At 72.5% G+C, this 18709-nt stretch carries 7 protein-coding genes; 6 read left to right on the top strand and 1 reads right to left on the bottom strand.

The features are described 5' to 3' along the window. Positions 1-96: 96 nt before the first annotated feature. A complete protein-coding gene (locus tag ACZ51I_RS13760) occupies positions 97-3147 on the top strand; it encodes an AfsR/SARP family transcriptional regulator (protein WP_468875067.1) in 3051 nt (1016 codons plus the stop codon). A gap of 41 nt (positions 3148-3188) precedes the next feature. Here ACZ51I_RS13760 and ACZ51I_RS13765 read toward each other — a convergent pair whose 3' ends face one another. Further along, complete coding sequence (locus ACZ51I_RS13765) at positions 3189-3425, bottom strand: hypothetical protein (RefSeq protein WP_468875069.1); 237 nt, start codon at positions 3423-3425, stop codon at positions 3189-3191. A gap of 305 nt (positions 3426-3730) precedes the next feature. Here ACZ51I_RS13765 and ACZ51I_RS13770 point away from each other — a divergent pair, with 305 nt between their 5' ends. The 5 genes from ACZ51I_RS13770 (at position 3731) to ACZ51I_RS13790 (ending at position 18651) form a co-directional block, all read left to right on the top strand. Further along, a complete protein-coding gene (locus ACZ51I_RS13770; RefSeq protein WP_468875071.1) occupies positions 3731-5092 on the top strand; it encodes a helix-turn-helix domain-containing protein in 1362 nt (453 codons plus the stop codon). 206 nt (positions 5093-5298) lie between these two features. Continuing rightward, entirely contained in the window at positions 5299-14856 is a 9558-nt protein-coding gene (locus tag ACZ51I_RS13775; protein WP_468875073.1) for a non-ribosomal peptide synthetase, read from the top strand. Then, positions 14853-15644 carry a thioesterase II family protein gene (locus ACZ51I_RS13780; RefSeq protein ID WP_468875075.1) on the top strand — a complete coding sequence of 264 codons (792 nt, stop codon included), beginning with the start codon at positions 14853-14855 and terminating at the stop codon, positions 15642-15644. Before ACZ51I_RS13775 ends, ACZ51I_RS13780 begins: the two co-directional genes overlap by 4 nt. 47 nt (positions 15645-15691) lie before the next feature. Then, entirely contained in the window at positions 15692-16726 is a 1035-nt protein-coding gene (locus ACZ51I_RS13785) for a TauD/TfdA family dioxygenase (protein WP_468875078.1), read from the top strand. Positions 16727-16734: 8 nt separating this feature from the next. Beyond that, entirely contained in the window at positions 16735-18651 is a 1917-nt protein-coding gene (locus ACZ51I_RS13790) for a non-ribosomal peptide synthetase (protein ID WP_468875080.1), read from the top strand. Positions 18652-18709 lie beyond the last annotated feature (58 nt).

Here is an 18709-nt window from a genome sequence, read left to right on the forward strand (position 1 = left end):
GACTGTCCTCACTCGGACCTGAGGTGTCAACTCGTTTCTTTGGTGGGGGAATCGGTGACGGACGACATCGGGGACAGATCCCAGGAACTCCCGGACATGTCACCGCTTGTCTTCCGGGTCCTGGGACCATTGCAGGTCCACGGCCCCGACGGGCCGCTGCGGCTTCCTCCCGGGCGCCAGGAGGTGATCCTCGCGGCGCTGCTCCTGGAGACGAACCGGGTGGTCAGCACCCCCCACCTGGTGGACCTCATCTGGGAGGACAACCCGCCCGAGACCGCCCGCACCCAGGTGCAGATCTGCGTCTCGCGGCTGCGGAAGCTTCTCGCCGGAGCGGACGGCGAGGTCTCGATCACCACCCGGCCCCCGGGGTACATCCTGCACACCGACGCGGCGAACGTGGACGCCGCGCTCTTCACCGGCCTCGTCTTACGGGCCCGCCGACTGCGCGAGCGCGGCGAACTCGACGGAGCGGTGCTGCTGCTGAGGAACGCGGTGACGCTGTGGCAGGGCGACTGCCTGTCCGGCCTCGACAGCGGCCCGCTCGCGAACAAGGCGCGCCAGCTCAACGAGGAACGCCTCGCCGCCGTCGAACTCCGCATCCAGCTCGAACTCGAACTCGGCCGGTACGACGGCCTCGTGGGCGAACTCCAGCGCCTCACTCGCGAACACCCGCTCCGGGAGAAGCTGCACGGCCAGCTGATCCAGGCGCTGTACTGGTCGGGCCGGCAGGCCGAGGCCCTGGAGGCCTTCCGCACCGCGCGACGCTTCCTCGCCGAGGAACTCGGTCTGGAACCCAGCCGGGAGCTCAGGGAGCTGGAATCGGCGATCCTCGCGGGCCGGCTCCAGGCGCCCGCCGGCGCCGCACCCGTCCGCGTACCGGCGGAGAAGGCACCGCCCGGGGAAACGGCACCGGACCGCGGGGAGACAGGGGCCGCGGGAGAGGGCGAGGCGGCCGAGGAGAGGTCCGCAGCGGCCGCCCCGACGGCTTCGACGCCCCCGGACGCGGCACGGCAGGACGCCGTACCGCACCAGCTGCCCGCCGCCGTCGCCGACTTCGTCTCCGACGCCGGCCAGGTCGCCGCCCTCGAAGAGGCACTGACCGGACGGCCCGGCCGCACCACCGTCGGACTCGCCGCCATCACGGGAAGGCCGGGCACCGGCAAGTCGACCCTCGCCGTGCACGTCGCCCACAGGCTCTCCGAGACCGGCTTCCCCGACGGACAGCTCTACTGCGACCTGCGCGGAACCACCGGCACCCCGGCCACCCCAGAAGAGGTCCTGGGACGGTTCCTGCGCGCCCTCGGCATACCCGGCCAGCTGATACCCGAGTCCCTGGACGAGCGGGCCGAGATGTACCGCACCCGACTGGCCTCGCGCCGCGTCCTGGTCGTCCTCGACGACGCCGCCGGCGAAGGACAGGTGCTGCCCCTGCTCCCCGGCAGCCGGGGCTGCGCCGTCCTCGTCACCGGCAGGGCCCGACTCACCGCCCTGCCCGGCGCGCACCGCGTGGAACTCGACGTGCTCTCCGAGGACCGCGCGCTCGAACTGCTCTCCCGGATCATCGGACGGGAACGCGTCGCGGGCGAGGCCGCGGCCGCCGAGGCCCTCGTCCGCACGGTCGGCCGGCTCCCGCTGGCCCTGCGGATCGTCGCCGCCCGGCTCGCGGCCCGCCCGCACTGGACCCTGGCGTCCATGGTGCAGCGGCTCGCCAACGAGCGGCACCGGCTCGACGAACTCACCCACGGTGAGATGACGATGCGCGCCAGCCTGTCGCTGACCTACGAGGGCCTGGCGACCGAGGACCGCCGGCTGCTGCGGCTCCTGAGCATGGCGCAGGCACCGACCCTGCCGAGCTGGCTGGCCGGCGCGCTGCTCGACGACCGCCGCCCCTTTCCCTCGGACCTGATGGAACCGCTGGTCGACGTGCAGATGCTGGACGTCGCCGGAGTGGAGCGCACTGGCGGCTTCCGCTACCGCTTCCACGAGATCATCCGCGTGTACGCGCGGGAACAGCTGGCCGCGCACCACACGCCCGAGGGGCGGCGGGAAGCGCTCGCCCGCATGGCGGGCGGCTGGATGCACCTGGCCCAGCAGGCCCACCGGCAGGTGTACGGAGGGGACTTCACCGTCCTGCACGGCGACGCGCCCCGCTGGGAGCCCCCGGCCCCGTACACCGACGAGGTACTCGCCGACCCGCTGGCCTGGCTCGACGCGGAACAGGCCGCCCTGTGCGGGATGGTCGAACACGCCGCCGACGCGGGGCTCCACGACCTCAGCTGGGACCTCGCCACCTCGCTCGTCACGCTGTTCGAGGTGCGCGGCCACTACGACCTGTGGGAGCAGACCCATCTGAGCGCGCTGGCCGCCGTCCGCAAAGCGGGGAACCTGCGGGGCACCGCCGCCGTACGGGCGTCGCTCGGCTCGCTCTACATGAGCCGCAACCAGTTCGACACGGCCCGGCAGGCACTGAACTCGGCGCTCGACGTCTTCCAGGCACTCGACGAGCCGATGGGCGAGGCGCTGTGCCGGCGCGACATGGCGCTCATCGCGCGCACGAACGGCGACGACTCCTCGGCCCTGGAGCTGTACCGGAGGTCCCTGGCCGACTTCGACCGGGCGGGCGACGTGGTGGGCCGCGCGATCGTCCTCACCCAGAGCGCGCACATCCGGATGCGGCAGGGTGAGATCGCGGCGGCGCAGAGCCAGCTGGACGAGGCGCTGGAGATCTACGAGGGGGTCGGCTACACCGGCGGCCGCGCGAGGACACTGCGGCGGGTCGGGCAACTGCTGCTCGAACAGGGCCGGAGCGACCTGGCGGTCCTGACCTTCACGGAAGTACTGGAGCTGTGCCGCGATTCCGGCGACGTGATCGGAGAGGGCCATCTGCTCCGCGACCTGGGCCACGCATTCGCCGTCATGGGCCGTCCCGACCGGGCCAGGGACTTCTACGACCGTGCGGTGACCGCACGGGAGGGCGTCATGGATTTTGGCGGGGGCGCGCTGGCGCGCCTTGACCTCGCCCGTCTCCTCGACGCGGAGCCGGGCCGTTCCCGGGAGCTGCTCGTCCCGGCGGTCGAGGTGTTCCGGGAGCGCCGCATGGGGCGGGAACTCGCCGAGGCGGAAAGGCTGCTCGCGACCGGCTGCTGAGCGCGCGGACGGTCGGCCGCGGGGGGACAGGGCAGCGCGGGTCAGTCCCAGGGGTTGTTGTCGCTGCTGCACGGGGTGGTGGTGCCACCGGTGGTCGTGGTGCCCGAGGTGGTGCCCGTCGTGCCCGTGGTGGTGCAGACCGGAGTCGTGCCGGTGGTGGTGCCCGTCGTCCCGTCGGCCCAGCTCGCCTGCACACCGACCCCGGTCAGTACCACGATCAGCGCGGAGGTGACGGCGGCGCGGAGGGACGTGCGGGCGGCGGCGGTGGTGTGCGACATCGGATTCTGCCTCTCGGTTGTGTGCGGCGTTTCCTTCTGACCACCAACCTAGGAACACGCGGATTCACCACACCGCTCGCTGCCTTATCACCCCGCTATCACGGAACAGCGCCCCTCCCGCCGCGCTATCACGGGCCCCGCACCGCTATCACGGCCCCCCGACCCGCCCTTAGTGACGGGATGCCCCCTGAATAGTCGCGTCCGGACGATGGGTCCCAGCAGACGGCGAGGCGCAGCCCCCGGTCGGCGGCCCGACCGGGCCCTCGGCCGGAGGCCCGCCCCAACTCGACGAGCGGGAGCTTCTCATGACGACCAGTCTCTCCCCCGAGGACACCGTGACGGCCACCGCCGCCCTCGGCACCCTCATACGCGGCCACCGGCTCCGCATCGGCCTGACCCAGCAGGAGCTGGCGGACCTCTCCACCATCAGCGTCCGCGCCATCCGCGACCTGGAGAAGGGGAAGGCGCAGCGGCCCAGAGCCGACACGATCCGGCTGATCGCCGACGGCCTGCGCCTCGGCCCCCGGGCCCGCACGGTCCTGGAGGACGCGGTACGACGCGGACACCGCGGCGGCATCGGAACCCGGCACCTCGCCGACGAACGGCCGGCGCCGCCGGTACCGCTGCACCCGCTCATCGAGAGAGACGCCGAGTCCACCGTCCTCACGGACGAGCTGCGCTCCGGAGCCGAACGGCTGATCACCGTCGTCGGCCTGAGCGGCGTCGGCAAGACCCGCCTGGCCCTGGAGACGGCGGCCCGGCTGTACGATGCCGGCTTCCCGGTGCTGTGGCACACCGCCCCCGGAGCCGTCGCCGACTGCCTGCCCTCATGCGACGGCCGGCTCGCCGCCCTGACGGCCGACTGCGCGGCCTACCTGCACGGCGAAGGCGAGGCCCACGACCTGGCCACCGACCTGGCGGGCGCCCTCGGCGACCGGGCGGTGCTCCTCGTCCTCGACGGCGTCGACACCGCGCTGCTCGACTTCCACCGCCTCAGCCGACTGCTGCGCGAGCTGCCCGGACTCCGCCTCCTCGTCACCGCCGACGAACCCTGGGACGTCCCCGGCGAACGCCTCTTCCTGCTCTCCCCGCTGGAGGCGCCGAACCCCTCCGACGGCATCCGTCCCGACGCGCCCGCCGCCCGGTTCCTCCTCAGCCGGCTCCGCCACGTCCGGCCCGACATCGTTCCCGACGACCGCGTCCTCGCCGACATCGCGTGGGTCAGCCACCGGCTCGACGGTCATCCGCTCGCACTGTCCACCGCGGCCTCCTGGCTCACCGTCTGCGACCTGACCACCCTGCGCGGCATCGTGGAGTCCGACCCGGCGTCGCTGCTCGACCACCTGGCCGACGGCCGGTCCGGCTCCCGTCTCCGCGAGCGCGTCGCCCGGACGCTCGCCGCCCTGCCGGGCGGCCACCGGGTGCTGATCGGCACGCTCTGCGCCGCGCGGGGCGACGAGTTCGTCCTCGAGGACGTCGTACGGCTGACCGGCATGCCCCTGCCGTCCTGCGGCCGGATGGTCCGTGACCTCCTGGTCAGCGGCGTGATCCGGACCGACACGGACGGTGGCCGCTCCGCGTTCCGCGTGCTGCGGGTGGTGCGTGCCCTCGTGATGACCACATCCGAGTCCCCGACGGCGGCCGTGCTGCCGACCCCCGCCCGCTGAACGGCATCCCGGACGCGTGGCGCACTCGGCCCCCGCGACTGCCGGAACCGCTGCCGCCCGACTGCCGCTCCGTCGCCGAACCGCTGACGTACCGCCGGATCAACTGCCGCTCCCCGCACCGGCCCACGGGTTGTATGGCGACTGCCCCGCCGAGTCCTCCTCTCCCTCACCTTCCTCCTCCGTCGTGACCTCCACAGGAGCCCCTCATGCCGTTCGACACGCCCGTCGCACCCGCTCCGGCCGCCGTCCGGCTGCCGCTCTCGGTGGCCCAGCGTGACATCTGGACGGCGCACGCCCTGGACCCCACCGGCCTGAAGTACAACGTCGCCGAATGCCGCGAGATCAACGGCCCCGTCGACCCGGAGCTGATGGCGGCCGCCTGGCGCCGGCTCGTGGAGGAGGCGGACTTCCTCCGCATCCGCCGCTTCGAGGACGACGGCGAGCAGGTCTGGCAGCTGGTCGACGCCGGCGTCGGCTCGCGCAGCCTGCCGTTCACCGACGTGAGCGCCACCGACGACCCGGAAGCCGAAGCCTGGCGGCTCATCGACGCCCTGATCTGCGCCCCCTTCGACCTCACCGACCAGCCGCCCGTCCGCTGCGCGCTGATCAGGCTCGGCGAGGAGAGGTACTTCTACTTCTACGGTTTCCACCACCTGGTCGTCGACGGCGTGGGCGTCTCGATGGCGCTGGCGCGACTGATCGAGCTGTACGAGCGGGCCGTCGCCGGCGAACCCTGGGGCCCCTCCCCGTTCGGGAGCCTGGCGGAGCTGCTCGCCGAGGACGCGGAGTACCGCCGGTCCGAGGAGGCCGCCACCGAGCGCGCCGCCTGGCGCGAGCACCTCGCCGGAGCCCCCGACGCGCCCGCCGGGCTCGTCCGGGGCACCGGGCGGGCGACGGCCGCGCACGGCGGCCTGCCCTTCGCCCGCCGGAGCGTACGGGTGTCCCCGGCGGACGCCGACCGGCTCCGCTCGGTCGCCCGCGGCGAGCGCGCCTCCTGGTCCGTCCTCCTCGTGGCGCTGTTCGCGGCCTACCTGCACCGCGTCACAGGACGCACGGAGCTGGTGATCGCCCTGCCGGTGACCGGCAGGACGTCCCGACTCGCGCGCAGCACCCCCGGGATGTCGTCGAACGTCGTCCCGCTGAGGCTCCGGGTCCGGCCCGACGAATCGCTCGGCGCACTGGTCCGCTCGGTGGGAGCCGAGGTCAAGCACGGGCTGCGCCACCAGATGACCCGGTACGAGGACCTGTGCCGCGACGCGGGTGTCATCGACGGCGCACGCGGCCTGGCGACTCCCGTCCTCAACATCATGGGCTTCCACGCGGAGCTCACCGTGTGCGGCCACCCGACGGTCAACCACAACGTGAGCAACGGCCCGGTCGACGACCTCAGCGTCGCCGTGCTCGACCTGGGCGCCGCGAACGGCCTCCGCATCGACTTCGACACTCCGGTCGACGGTGTCGACGTGACGGCCGTCGCCACCCACCAGGACCGGTTCGCCGCCTTCCTCACCACCGCCCTCGCCGCCGAGCGGCCGACCGAGCGCGGGGTCGCCGACCTGGACGTGCTGTCGAGCGCGGAGCGCGAGCTGCTGACCGGCCGGTGGTCCGGGCCGGTGGCCGACGCGGTGGAGACGACGCTCGTGGAGCGCTTCGAGGAGCAGGCGGCACGGTACCCCGACGGCGTCGCGCTCATAGACGGGGCGGGCGAGGTCACGTACGCCGAGCTCAACGCCGCCGCCAACCGCTGGGCCCGCCACCTGCGCTCCCGCGGCCTCGGACGCGGCGACATGGCCGGCGTCCTCTTCGAGCGCGGAACCCGCTTCGCCACCGCTCTGCTCGCCGTCCTGAAGACCGGCGCCGCGCACGTGCTCCTCGACCCGGACTTCCCGGACGACAGGCTCCGTTCGGCGGCCGCCGACGCCGGCATCAGCCACCTCGTCACCCGCCCGGTCCTCGCCGAGCGCGTCGAAGGTCCCTGGGCCACCCACACCGAAGCCCCGGGCGAACTCCTGTCCCACCACCCCGGCAACCTCGGCCTGCCGCTCGGCCCCGACGACCCCGCCTGCCTGATGTTCACGTCCGGCTCCACTGGTCGGCCCAAGGCCATCCTGTCCTCCCACCGCAACCTGGCGTCGACCCTCATCGGACAGCCCTACCTCCCCGCCGGCCCGGACCAGGTCTACCTCCAGTGCTCGCCGGTGTCCTGGGACGCGTTCAGCCTGGAGTTCTGGGGAGCCCTCCTCCACGGCGGCACCGCCGTCCTCCAGCCGGGACAGAAACCCGAACCGGTCCTCGTGACCGAGCTCGCGCGCCGGCACCACGTCACGACGCTCCTGCTGTCCGCCACCCTCTTCAACTACCTCACCGACGAACACCCCGAGGCCTTCGAGACCGTCACCACCGCCTTCACGGTGGGCGAGGCCGCCTCCCCGGCGCACGTCCACAAGCTCCAGCAGCTCAGGCCCGGCATCACCGTCCTCAACGGCTACGGGCCCGCCGAGGTCATGATCTACGCGACCACCCACACCGTCGAGGCCGGAGAAGAGCCGCACGCGGTGATCCCCATCGGCACCCCGCTGGTCAACAAGCCGGCCTACGTCCTGGACGCCCGGCTGAACCTGTGCCCGCCGGGGGTGACGGGTGAGCTGTACGTGGCGGGCGAGGGCCTCGCCCACGGATACCTGGGGCGGCCCGATCTGACGGCCACCCGCTTCGTACCGAACCCCTACGGCACCGGAGGCGGCCGGCTGTACCGGACGGGGGACCTCGCCCGGTTCGACCAGGACGGACACCTCCGGTACGAGGGCAGGGTGGACGACCAGATCAAGATCCGCGGCTTCCGCGTCGAGCCCGGTGAGACCGAGGCCGCGCTCCTGACACACCCCGCCGTCACCCAGGCCGTCGTCACCGTCCACGAGAAGCGGCTGGCCGCCTACGTCGTCGCCACGGACGGGCGGACAGACCCCGACGACATCCGCCGGCACGTCGCCGACCGGCTCCCCGACCACCTCGTCCCCACCTACCTGACCACACTCGAACGCCTGCCGGTGACGCCCAACGGGAAGATCGACAAGCGGGCGCTCCCGGCGCCCACGGCGAGCCAGGGAACCCAGCGCGCCCCGCGCGACGAGACCGAGGAGATCCTGGCCGCCCTGTTCGCCAGGACCCTGGAGACGGCCGGCCCGGTGGGCGTCGACGACAGTTTCTTCTCCCTCGGCGGCCATTCGCTGCTGGCGGCCCGGTTGACGAACCACATCGCCGACGCCTTCGGCGTGCGGCTGACGATCCGGGACGTGTTCGGGCGCCCGACGGTGGCGGGGCTCGCGGAGCTGCTCGGTGAGCAGAGTGGTGTACGGGACGTCCCGCCGCTGGTCGCGGGGGAGGGGGCCGGCGAATCGGCTCCGGCGTCGTTCGCTCAGCGGCGGTTGTGGTTGTTGTCGCAGCTGGAGGGGGACAGTGCCGCGTACAACGTGCCGATGGTGGTGCGGTGTGAGGGCGGTGTGGACGTCGGGGCCTTGGAGTCCGCGTTGAACGATGTGGTGGAGCGGCATGCTCCGCTGCGGACGGTGTTCGAGTCGGTGGAGGGCGAGCCGCGCCAGCGGATCCTGGCGCCCGAGCGCGCGGGCGTGTCCGTGGACCGGCGGAGGATCGACTCTGCTTGCCTGGAAGGGGAGTTGGCTGCGGCCGCGAGCCGGGTCTTCGATCTGGCGGTGGAGCTTCCGCTGCGGGCGGTGGTGTTCGAGCTGGGTGACGGTGCCGTGGTGCTGTCGTTGGTGGTGCATCACATCGCGACGGACGGTCTGTCGAACGGTGTGTTCTTCGCGGATCTGGAGCGGGCTTACGAGGCCCGGGTCGCGGGGGCGGAGGGAAGTGTCCTTGAGCCGTTGGCTGTGCAGTACGCGGATTACGCGGTGTGGCAGCGGCGGGTGTTGGGTGCGGCGGATGATCCGGAGAGTGTCCTGGGCCGGGAGCTGGCTTTCTGGCGTGGGGCGTTGGCGGGTCTGCCGGAGGAGCACGGGCTGAATCTGGACCGTCCGAGGCCGGCCAGGGCCACGCATCGTGGTGGTGAGGTCGAGCTGGACCTCGGTGCGGACCTGTTCGAGCGCATCGCGGTTCTCGCCCGCTCGGAGGGGTGTACGCCGTTCATGGTGGTGCACGCGGCGCTGGTCGCGGCGCTGTCACGGCTGGGTGCGGGGGCGGATCTGGCGATCGGTACGCCGGTGGCGGGCCGGGGTGAGCGGTCGGTGCAGGATCTGGTCGGGTTCTTCGTGAACACGCTGGTGCTGCGGACGAGTAGTACCGGTGACCCGAGCTTCCGTGACTTGCTGGGCCGGGTGCGTACGGCGGACCTGGACGCGTTCGCGCATCAGGAGGCCCCGTTCGATCTGGTCCTCGAAGCGGTCAACCCCACCCGGAGCCTCGCGCGACACCCCCTCTTCCAGATCTGCCTCGGTTTGGAGACCGATGGTGGCGTCGCCTTCCGGCCAAACGGTGTCCGCACCGGCCCGGTCGAGAAGTTCGCCAATGGGTCCGCCAAGTTCGATCTGGAGTTCTTCCTCCGCTCCGACGACGCCAGGGAGTTGCGGGCAACCGTGCTCTTCGCAGCGGAGCTGTTCGACGAGCCCACGGTACGGCGCATGCTGACCGTCCTCGGCGAGGTGCTGGCCCAGGTCCTCGACGAGCCGAACCTGAGGCTGTCGGATCTGGAGGTGCTGTCGAGCGCGGAGCGCGAGCTCCTGACCGGCCCGTGGTCCGGGCCGGTGGCGGAAGCGCTGGACACGACCCTGGTGGAGCGGTTCGAGGAACAGGCGGCGACGTTCCCCGACCGGGTGGCGTTGGTCGGCGAGAGCGGCGAGGTCACATACGCCGAGCTCAACGCCGCCGCCAACCGCTGGGCCCGACACCTGCGGTCCCGCGGCCTGGGCCGAGGCGACATGGCGGGCGTGCTCTGGGCGCGTGGGGTGGAGTTCGCGGCGGCGGTGATCGGGGTGGTGAAGACGGGTGCGGGTTATACGCTTCTCGACCCGGACTTTCCCGACGAGCGGCTTCGCTCGGCGGCGACCGACGCCGGCATCAGCGTCCTGGTGGCCGAGCCCCGCCTCGCCGCGCGCCTGACCGGACCCTGGGACACGGCGTCCTGCTCCCCCGACCAGCTGGTCGACCTGAGCGGGGAGAACCTCGGCACGGAACTGAGCCCGGACGATGTGGCGTGTCTGATGTTCACGTCGGGGTCGACGGGCCGGCCGAAGGCGATTCTGTCCTCGCACCGGAGTCTGGTGTCGACGGTGTCGGGTCAGTCGTACGGGCGGTTCGGTGCGGGGGAGGTGTTCCTGCAGTGCTCGCCGGTGTCGTGGGACGCGTTCAGTCTCGAGTTCTGGGGCGCACTGTTGCACGGCGGTACGACGGTGTTGCAGCCGGGGCAGCGGCCGGAGCCGGTGCTGATCGGTGAGTTGTCCCGTAAGCACGGGGTCACGATGCTCCAGCTGTCGGCGAGCCTGTTCAACTTCCTCGTCGACGAGCATCCCGAGGCCTTCGCCACGGTCACCGTCGCCTTCACGGGCGGTGAGGCGGCGTCCCCGGCGCATGTACACAAGCTCCAGCAGCTCAAGCCCGGCATCAAGGTCGTCAACGGCTACGGACCGGCCGAGTCCATGGGATTCACCACGACCCACACCGTCGAGGCCGGCGACGAGCCGCTCATGGTGGTTCCGGTCGGCGCTCCTCTGGTGAACAAGGGCGCGTACGTCCTTGACCCCCACCTGAAGCTGTGCGCGCCGGGGGTGACCGGTGAGCTGTACCTGGCCGGTGATGGTCTTGCCCACGGGTACCTGGGCCGGTCGGATCTGACCGCCACGCGCTTCGTACCCAACCCCTTCGCGGCGACCGGCGAGCGCCTCTACCGGACGGGCGACCTGGCTCACTTCGACCGGCAGGGGCAGCTCCACTACGACGGTCGTGCGGACGACCAGATCAAGATCCGGGGCTTCCGGGTCGAGCCCGGCGAGGCCGAGGCGGCGCTCCTGACGCATTCCGCCGTCTCGCAGGCCGTCGTCACCGTCCACCACGAGCAGCTCGCCGCGTACGTGGTGACCAGCCGGCCCACGGACGCTGACGAGATCCGTCGGCACGTGGCCGGGCTGCTGCCCGAGCACCTCGTCCCGACGCATGTGGTCGTCCTGGAGCGGCTGCCCCTGACCCCCAACGGCAAGGTCGACAAGCGCGCTCTGCCCGAACCGGCTCCCGTCGCCTCCCTCGGGCGTGCCCCGCGCACCCCGCTGGAGGAGACCCTCCTCGCCCTCTTCGCCCGCACCCTCGACACCCCCGCCGACCTCACCATCGACGACGACTTCTTCCACCACGGCGGCCACTCCCTCCTGGCGGCCCGGCTGACGAACCACATTGCCGAGGTGCTGGGTGCCCGGCTGACGATCCGGGACGTGTTCGGACGTCCGACGGTGGCTGGGCTCGCGGAGCTGGTCGCGGGGCGGGAAGAGGGAGACGCTCTCCCGCCGCTGGTCGCGGGGGAGGGGGCCGGCGAGCTGGCTCCGGCGTCGTTCGCTCAGCGGCGGTTGTGGCTGTTGTCGCAGCTGGAGGGGGACAGTGCCGCGTACAACGTGCCGATGGTGGTGCGGTGTGGGGGCGGTGTGGACGTCGGGGCCTTGGAGTCCGCGTTGAACGATGTGGTGGAGCGGCATGCTCCGCTGCGGACGGTGTTCGAGTCGGTGGAGGGCGAGCCGCGCCAGCGGGTCCTGCCGCCCGGGCGGGCGCGGGTGCCGGTGCAGCGCCGGCGCGTCGCCGCCTCCGACGTCGATGCCGAGCTGGCGGAGCTTGCCGGGCGGGTCTTCGATCTGGCGGTGGAGCTTCCTTTGCGGGCGGTGGTGTTCGAGCTGGGTGGCGGTGCCGTGGTGCTGTCGTTGGTGGTGCATCACATCGCGACGGACGGTCTGTCGAACGGTGTGTTCTTCGCGGATCTGGAGCGGGCTTACGAGGCCCGGGTGGCGGGGGTCGAAGGTTGCGTCCTTGAGCCGTTGGCTGTGCAGTACGCGGATTACGCGGTGTGGCAGCGGCGGGTGTTGGGTGCGGCGGACGATCCGGAGAGTGTCCTGGGCCGGGAGCTGGCTTTCTGGCGTGGGGCGTTGGCGGGTCTGCCGGAGGAGCACGGGCTGAATCTGGACCGTCCGAGGCCGGCCAGGGCCACGCATCGTGGTGGTGAGGTCGAGCTCGATCTCGGTGCGGACCTGTTCGAGCGCATCGCGGGTCTCGCCCGCTCGGAGGGGTGCACGCCGTTCATGGTGGTGCACGCGGCGCTGGTCGCGGCGCTGTCACGGCTGGGTGCGGGGGCGGATCTGGCGATCGGTACGCCGGTGGCGGGCCGTGGTGAGCGGTCGGTGCAGGATCTGGTGGGGTTCTTCGTGAACACGCTGGTGCTGCGGACCAGCAGCGCGGGTGACCCGAGCTTCCGCGAGTTGCTGGGCCGGGTGCGTACGGCGGACCTGGACGCGTTCGCGCATCAGGAGGCCCCGTTCGATCTGGTCCTCGAAGCGGTCAATCCCACCCGGAGCCTCGCGCGGCACCCCCTCTTCCAGATCTGCCTCGGCCTGGAAGTGGGCGGCGTTCCGGAGCTCCACCTGCCCGGGGTCCGGACCACCGAGATATCCGGCCTCGGGAATGGAGCGGCGAAGTTCGACCTCGAGTTCCTGCTCCGCTCCGACGACAGCAGGCGTCTGCACGGCGCGATCCTCTTCGCGGCCGAGCTGTTCGACGAGGCGACGGTACGGCGCATGGCCTCGGTACTCGGCCAGGTGCTGGCCCAGGTGCTCGACGAGCCGAACCTGCGGCTGTCGGATCTGGAGGTGCTGTCGAGCGCGGAGCGCGAGCTGCTGACCGGCCCGTGGGCGGGGGTCGTCGCCGAGGTGGGTGACGCCACCCTTGTCGAGAGGTTCGAGGAGCAGGTGGTACGGCGACCGGAGGAGACGGCGCTGCTCGACGGTGTCCGCGAGGTGTCGTACGCGGAGCTGAACGCCGCGGCCAACCGGTGGGCCCACCACCTGCGCGCCCACGGACTCGGCCGAGGCGACATGGCGGGTGTGCTCCTCGAGCGCGGGGTGGAGTTCGCGGCGGCGGTGATCGCCGTGGTCAAGACGGGTGCGGGTTATACGCTTCTCGACCCGGACTTTCCCGACGAGCGGCTTCGCTCGGCGGCGACCGACGCCGGCATCAGCCACCTCGTCACCGCGCCGGCTTTCGCGGGGCGTGTCGACGGACCGTGGCAGACCCACACCGAGGCCCCGGGCGAACTCCTCACCCGCAATCCCGGCAACCTCGGGCTGGCGCTCAGTCCCGACGACCCGGCCTGCTTGATGTTCACGTCGGGGTCGACGGGCCGGCCGAAGGCGATTCTGTCCTCGCACCGGAATCTGGTGTCGACGGTGTCGGGTCAGTCGTACGGGCGGTTCGGTGCGGGGGAGGTGTTCCTGCAGTGCTCGCCGGTGTCGTGGGACGCGTTCAGTCTCGAGTTCTGGGGCGCACTGCTGCACGGCGGTGTGACGGTGTTGCAGCCGGGGCAGCGGCCGGAGCCGGTGCTGATCGGTGAGTTGTCCCGTAAGCACGGGGTCACGATGCTCCAGCTGTCGGCGAGCTTGTTCAACTTCCTCGTCGACGAGCATCCCGAGGCCTTCGCCACGGTCACCGTCGCCTTCACGGGCGGTGAGGCGGCGTCCCCGGCGCACGTGCACAAGCTCCAGCAGCTCAAGCCCGGCATCAAGGTCGTCAACGGCTACGGACCGGCCGAGTCCATGGGATTCACCACGACCCACACCGTCGAGGCCGGCGACGAGCCGCAGACGCTGATCCCGATCGGCGCGCCGCTCGTCAACAAGGGCGCGTACGTCCTCGACGCCCACCTGAAGCTGTGCGCGCCGGGAGTGACCGGTGAGCTGTACCTTGCCGGCGAGGGCCTCGCGCACGGATACCTGGGCCGCTCCGACCTCACCGCCACCCGCTTCGTAGCGGATCCCCTCGGTTCCGTGGGCGGGCGCCTCTACCGGACGGGCGACCTCGCTCACTTCGACCGGCAGGGGCAGCTCCACTACGACGGTCGTGCGGACGACCAGATCAAGATCCGGGGCTTCCGGGTCGAGCCCGGCGAGGCCGAGGCCGCGCTCCTGACGCATTCCGCCGTCTCGCAGGCCGTCGTCACCGTCCACCACGAGCAGCTCGCCGCGTACGTGGTGACCAGCGGGCCCACGGACGCCGACGAGATCCGTCGGCACGTGGCCGGGCTGCTGCCCGAGCACCTCGTCCCGACGCATGTGGTCGTCCTGGAGCGGCTGCCCCTGACCCCCAACGGCAAGGTCGACAAGCGCGCTCTGCCCGAGCCGGCTCCCGTCGCCTCCCTCGGGCGTGCTCCACGCACGCCCCTGGAAGAGACCCTCCTCGCCCTCTTCGCCCGCACCCTCGACACCCCCAACGACCTCACCATCGACGACGACTTCTTCCACCACGGCGGCCACTCCCTCCTGGGAGCCCGCCTCACCAACCACATCGCAGGGGCCCTCGACGTGCGGCTCACCATCCGGGACGTCTTCCAGCACCCCACCCCCGCCCGGCTCGCCGAGCACATCGAATCCCTGAAGACCACGCCGGCCAGGAAGGCCCGCCCCGCCCTCCGCCGCCGCACCAGGGCCGAGACGGTCAACCCGACCGAGCCCGGCAGCGCGACCGCGCCCACCAACGAGACCGCTACAGAACGGATCAGCTCATGAACCACTCCCTCCCGACCCCCGCCCCCGAGGACGTCGTCTGGGACCTGCCCGGCGACCTGCCGCACCGCCTGTCGCTGCTCGTCCTTCCGCACGCCGGCGGCAACGCGCACGCGTACAGCGCGTGGCGCGAGCACCTCCCGGCCGACGTGCGGCTGCTCATCGGCCAGTACCCGGGCCGAGGCGCCCGCTTCAGCGAGGACCTGCCGGAGTCCGTCGACGACCTGGCCCTGCCCGTGGTCGACGCCCTCCCCGCGGACACCGGCGCCCTGGTCGTGCTCGGGCACAGCATGGGCTCCCTGGTCGCTTTCGAGGTGACCCGCGCCCTCCAGGCCGTGGGCCGCACCCCGCAGGGCCTGATCGCCTCCGCATGCCGGGCGCCCGTGCTGCCCAACCAGTGCCCGGTGCACCCCGAGCGGCTCGACGACGACCAGCTGGTGGCGGCCATCAAGGAGCGCGGCGGCACCGACGACGGCATCCTCGACGACGAGGAGCTCCGCGAGATCGTCCTGCCCTCCATCCGCGCCGACTTCGCCATCGACGACGCCTACCGCTGCACCGCCCCGGCCGTACGCGTCGACTGCCCGGTCGCGGTGTTCGGCGGGGACGTCGACCCGATCGTCCCGACCGACATGCTCGACGGCTGGTCACTCGTGGCAGGACACCCGGTCGTGCCGGAAGTTCTGGCCGGGGACCACTTCTACTTCCAGCAGGACCTGCCCGGCTTCTTCGCCCGCCTGAACCCGGTCCTGGAGACGCTGCACGCCGCCTCCGCTCCCAGCAACGCCTGACCCCTCCTCAACACCCGACCCCCGACAGGGGATCCCAGGAGCCCACCATGACCACGTACGCCCAGCCCTCGGTCACCGCCGGCGTCACCGCCGTCCGGGAGCCCGGCAAGCCGGCCCTCGTCCGGACGCCCGCCTTCGACACCATGGCGGAGGCCACCGCCTGGCTCTCCGCCCAGCTCCCCGCCATCCAGGCCGAACTGCACCGCTCCGGCGCGGTCATGCTGCGCGGGCTTCCCGTGACGGACACGGAGACCTTCGCCGAGGCGCGTGACGCGCTGATCGCCCAGCGCGCCGGGTACAAGGAGAAGGCCACTCCCCGCAGCGACTTCGGCGAAGGGGTGTTCTCCTCCACCGACCTGCCGGCGGCCCAGGCGATCCGCCTGCACAACGAGAACAGCTACACCCTGGACTTCCCCGGTGTGCTGCTCTTCGGCTGCCTCACCGCCCCCGAGACCGGCGGTGCGACGACCGTCGGCGACATGCGCAAGGCGCTCGCGATGCTGCCGCGGGACCTGGTGGCCCGGTTCGCCGAGGCCGGCTGGCTGCTGGTGCGCAACTACTCCGATCTGGCCGGGATGCCCTGGCGCAAGGCCTTCTCCTCGGAAGAACCCGCGGGCGCGGAGGAGTACTGCGACGCCCACGCGATCGGCTACGAGTGGCTCGACGAGGACACCCTGCGCACCCGTCAGCGCCGCTCCGCGATCATCAGCCACCCGGTGACCGGCGAGCGGTCCTGGTTCAACCACTTCGCGTTCTGGAACGCCCGCAGCCTCGACGAGGACGTCCGCGAGGTCCTCACCGACACGTTCGGCGCCGACGGGCTGCCCTTCGACACCCGCCTGGGCGACGGCACCGCCCTCACCGACGCCGAGGTGGACGCGATCAACGACGTGTACCAGGCGGTCACCCTCCGGGAGAGCTGGCAGGCCGGCGACCTCATGCTCGTCGACAACATCCTCTGCGCGCACGGCCGGGAGTCGTACACGGGAGACCGGAAGATCGTCGTCGCCATGGGCGAGCCCGTACGGCTGTCCGACTGCTCCCCGACCTCCGCCCCCTCCACCACCCTGTACGGAAGGTGAGCCCCGCCATGACCGCCGTCCTCCCCGAGCGCTCCACCGCGGCCCCGGCCTCGTCCGCCCCGTCCGCCTCTTCCGTCGACACCGCCGTCTGCGCCGCCGCCGGCACCGGCGCGGCCGACCTGCTCGCCCGGCTCGCCACCGCTCCCGGCGGGCGCACCGCCGTCGTCGCGGGCGACGACCGCCTCACCTTCGACGAGCTGCGCGCCGAGGCCGCCGTGATCGCCGCCCGGCTCGGCGCCCTCGGCGTCGGCCCGGAGAGCGTCGTGGCGCTCTGCCTGCCCCGAGGCGCCGCTCTGGTCACCGCCATCATCGGCACTCTCACCGCCGGAGCCGCCTACCTGCCGGTCGACCCGTCGCTGCCCGCCGACCGCCGCCGCTACCTGATAGAGGACTCCGGCGCCGACCTGGTGGTCGTGGACGGCGCGGACGGCTCTCCGGCCCCCGCGTCCCGGGCCGTGACGGTCGCCGAGCTGACGGCCACCCCGAGCGGGGACCCGGACCCGGCCCCGTACACGCCCGTCCCCGTCACCGGGGAGACGCTCGCCTACGTCATCTACACCTCCGGGTCCACCGGCCGCCCGAAGGGCGTGGAGATCGGTCGCGCCGCCGCCTCCCTGCTCCTGAAGGAGCTGGAGGAGACGGGCGCCGCCACCGGTGAGGGCGGCCGGGTCGGCTGGAACGCCTCCCCCTCGTTCGACGCCTCCGTCCAGCAGTGGACGCGGCTCTGCCGGGGCGACACCCTCGTCATGATCGACGAGGAGACCCGCCGTGACCCGGCCCTCCTCGCTGCGTTCGTCGACGAACAGGCCCTCACCGACCTGGACATCACCCCCTCCCACGCCGACCCGCTCCTCGACCTGCTCACCGCGGACGGCGGCCCGCGCCCCCTGACCCTCCTGGTCGGAGGCGAGGCGATCAGCCCGGCGCTCTGGGACCGGCTCGCCACCGCCCACCACTCCGGTCTGCTGCGCGCGCTCAACGTGTACGGGCCGACCGAGTGCACCGTCGACGCCACCGCCGGCTGGATCGAGGGACCCGGGGAGCCGCACATCGGCGCCGTTCTGCCGGGGCTCCGGATGCGCTTGCTCGACGAGAACCTCGTCCCGGTCGGGCCGGGGGAGTCCGGCGAGCTGTACCTCGCGGGCCCGCGCGTCGGCCGCGGCTACCGGCGCCGGCCCGGACTGACGGCGGAACGTTTCGTCGCAGACATCGCCACCCCCTGGGACACCGCCACCGCCGGGGACCACGCCCGTGGCGCCCACGCCCCCGGCGGCCGCATGTACCGCACGGGCGACCGCTGCCGACTGCTGCCCGACGGCAGGCTCGTCTACCTCGGCCGCGCCGACGGCCAGGTCAAGCTGCGCGGCCACCGCATCGAACTCCCCGAGATCGAGGCCGCCCTGACCCGGATCGACGGCGTCGCCGAGGCCGCCGTGATCCTCGGCGAGGACGCCGGCGGCACCGCCTCCCTGATCGCCTACCACCGGGGCGGGAACGCCGCCGCCCTGCGTGCCGCGCTGTCGGACAGCCTGCCCGCCTACATGGTGCCGAGCGCGTACGTCGCGGTGGACCGGTTCGCCACGACGCCCAGCGGCAAGCTCGACCGGTCCGCCCTGCCCACCCGCCTCGAGGCATCGACGGAGACGTTGCCCCAGGCCACCGGGACCGAGGGCACGGACGCCCTCGAGGGCCGCGCGGAGGAGCTGATCGCCCGCGTGTGGACGCAGGTCCTCGGCGCCGCGTCGATCGGCCCGGACGACAACTTCTTCAAGCTCGGCGGCCACTCCCTGCTCGCCATCAAGCTCGTCTCCCGCGTGCGGGCCGAACTGTCCGTCGCGCTCCCCGTGAAGGCCGTCTACGCCCACCCGCGGCTGCGTGACCTCGCCGCCCACATCGAGGAGCTGCTGGCCGCACGGGATGCCTGACCGCGGACCCTGCCCGTCCCGCCGCCCCTGTCGCCGGCCCACCCGCCCGCCCCCGCCA

The sequence above is a fragment of the Streptomyces sp. NPDC034084 genome, assembly GCF_055575535.1.

Excerpts from the sequence above, each read along its gene's own strand:
- ACZ51I_RS13760 (WP_468875067.1), top strand. The coding sequence starts at position 97 with ATGTCACCGCTTGTCTTCCGGGTCCTGGGACCATTGCAGGTCCACGGC.
- ACZ51I_RS13765 (WP_468875069.1), bottom strand. The coding sequence starts at position 3,425 with ATGTCGCACACCACCGCCGCCGCCCGCACGTCCCTCCGCGCCGCCGTC.
- ACZ51I_RS13770 (WP_468875071.1), top strand. The coding sequence starts at position 3,731 with ATGACGACCAGTCTCTCCCCCGAGGACACCGTGACGGCCACCGCCGCC.
- ACZ51I_RS13775 (WP_468875073.1), top strand. The coding sequence starts at position 5,299 with ATGCCGTTCGACACGCCCGTCGCACCCGCTCCGGCCGCCGTCCGGCTG.
- ACZ51I_RS13780 (WP_468875075.1), top strand. The coding sequence starts at position 14,853 with ATGAACCACTCCCTCCCGACCCCCGCCCCCGAGGACGTCGTCTGGGAC.
- ACZ51I_RS13785 (WP_468875078.1), top strand. The coding sequence starts at position 15,692 with ATGACCACGTACGCCCAGCCCTCGGTCACCGCCGGCGTCACCGCCGTC.
- ACZ51I_RS13790 (WP_468875080.1), top strand. The coding sequence starts at position 16,735 with ATGACCGCCGTCCTCCCCGAGCGCTCCACCGCGGCCCCGGCCTCGTCC.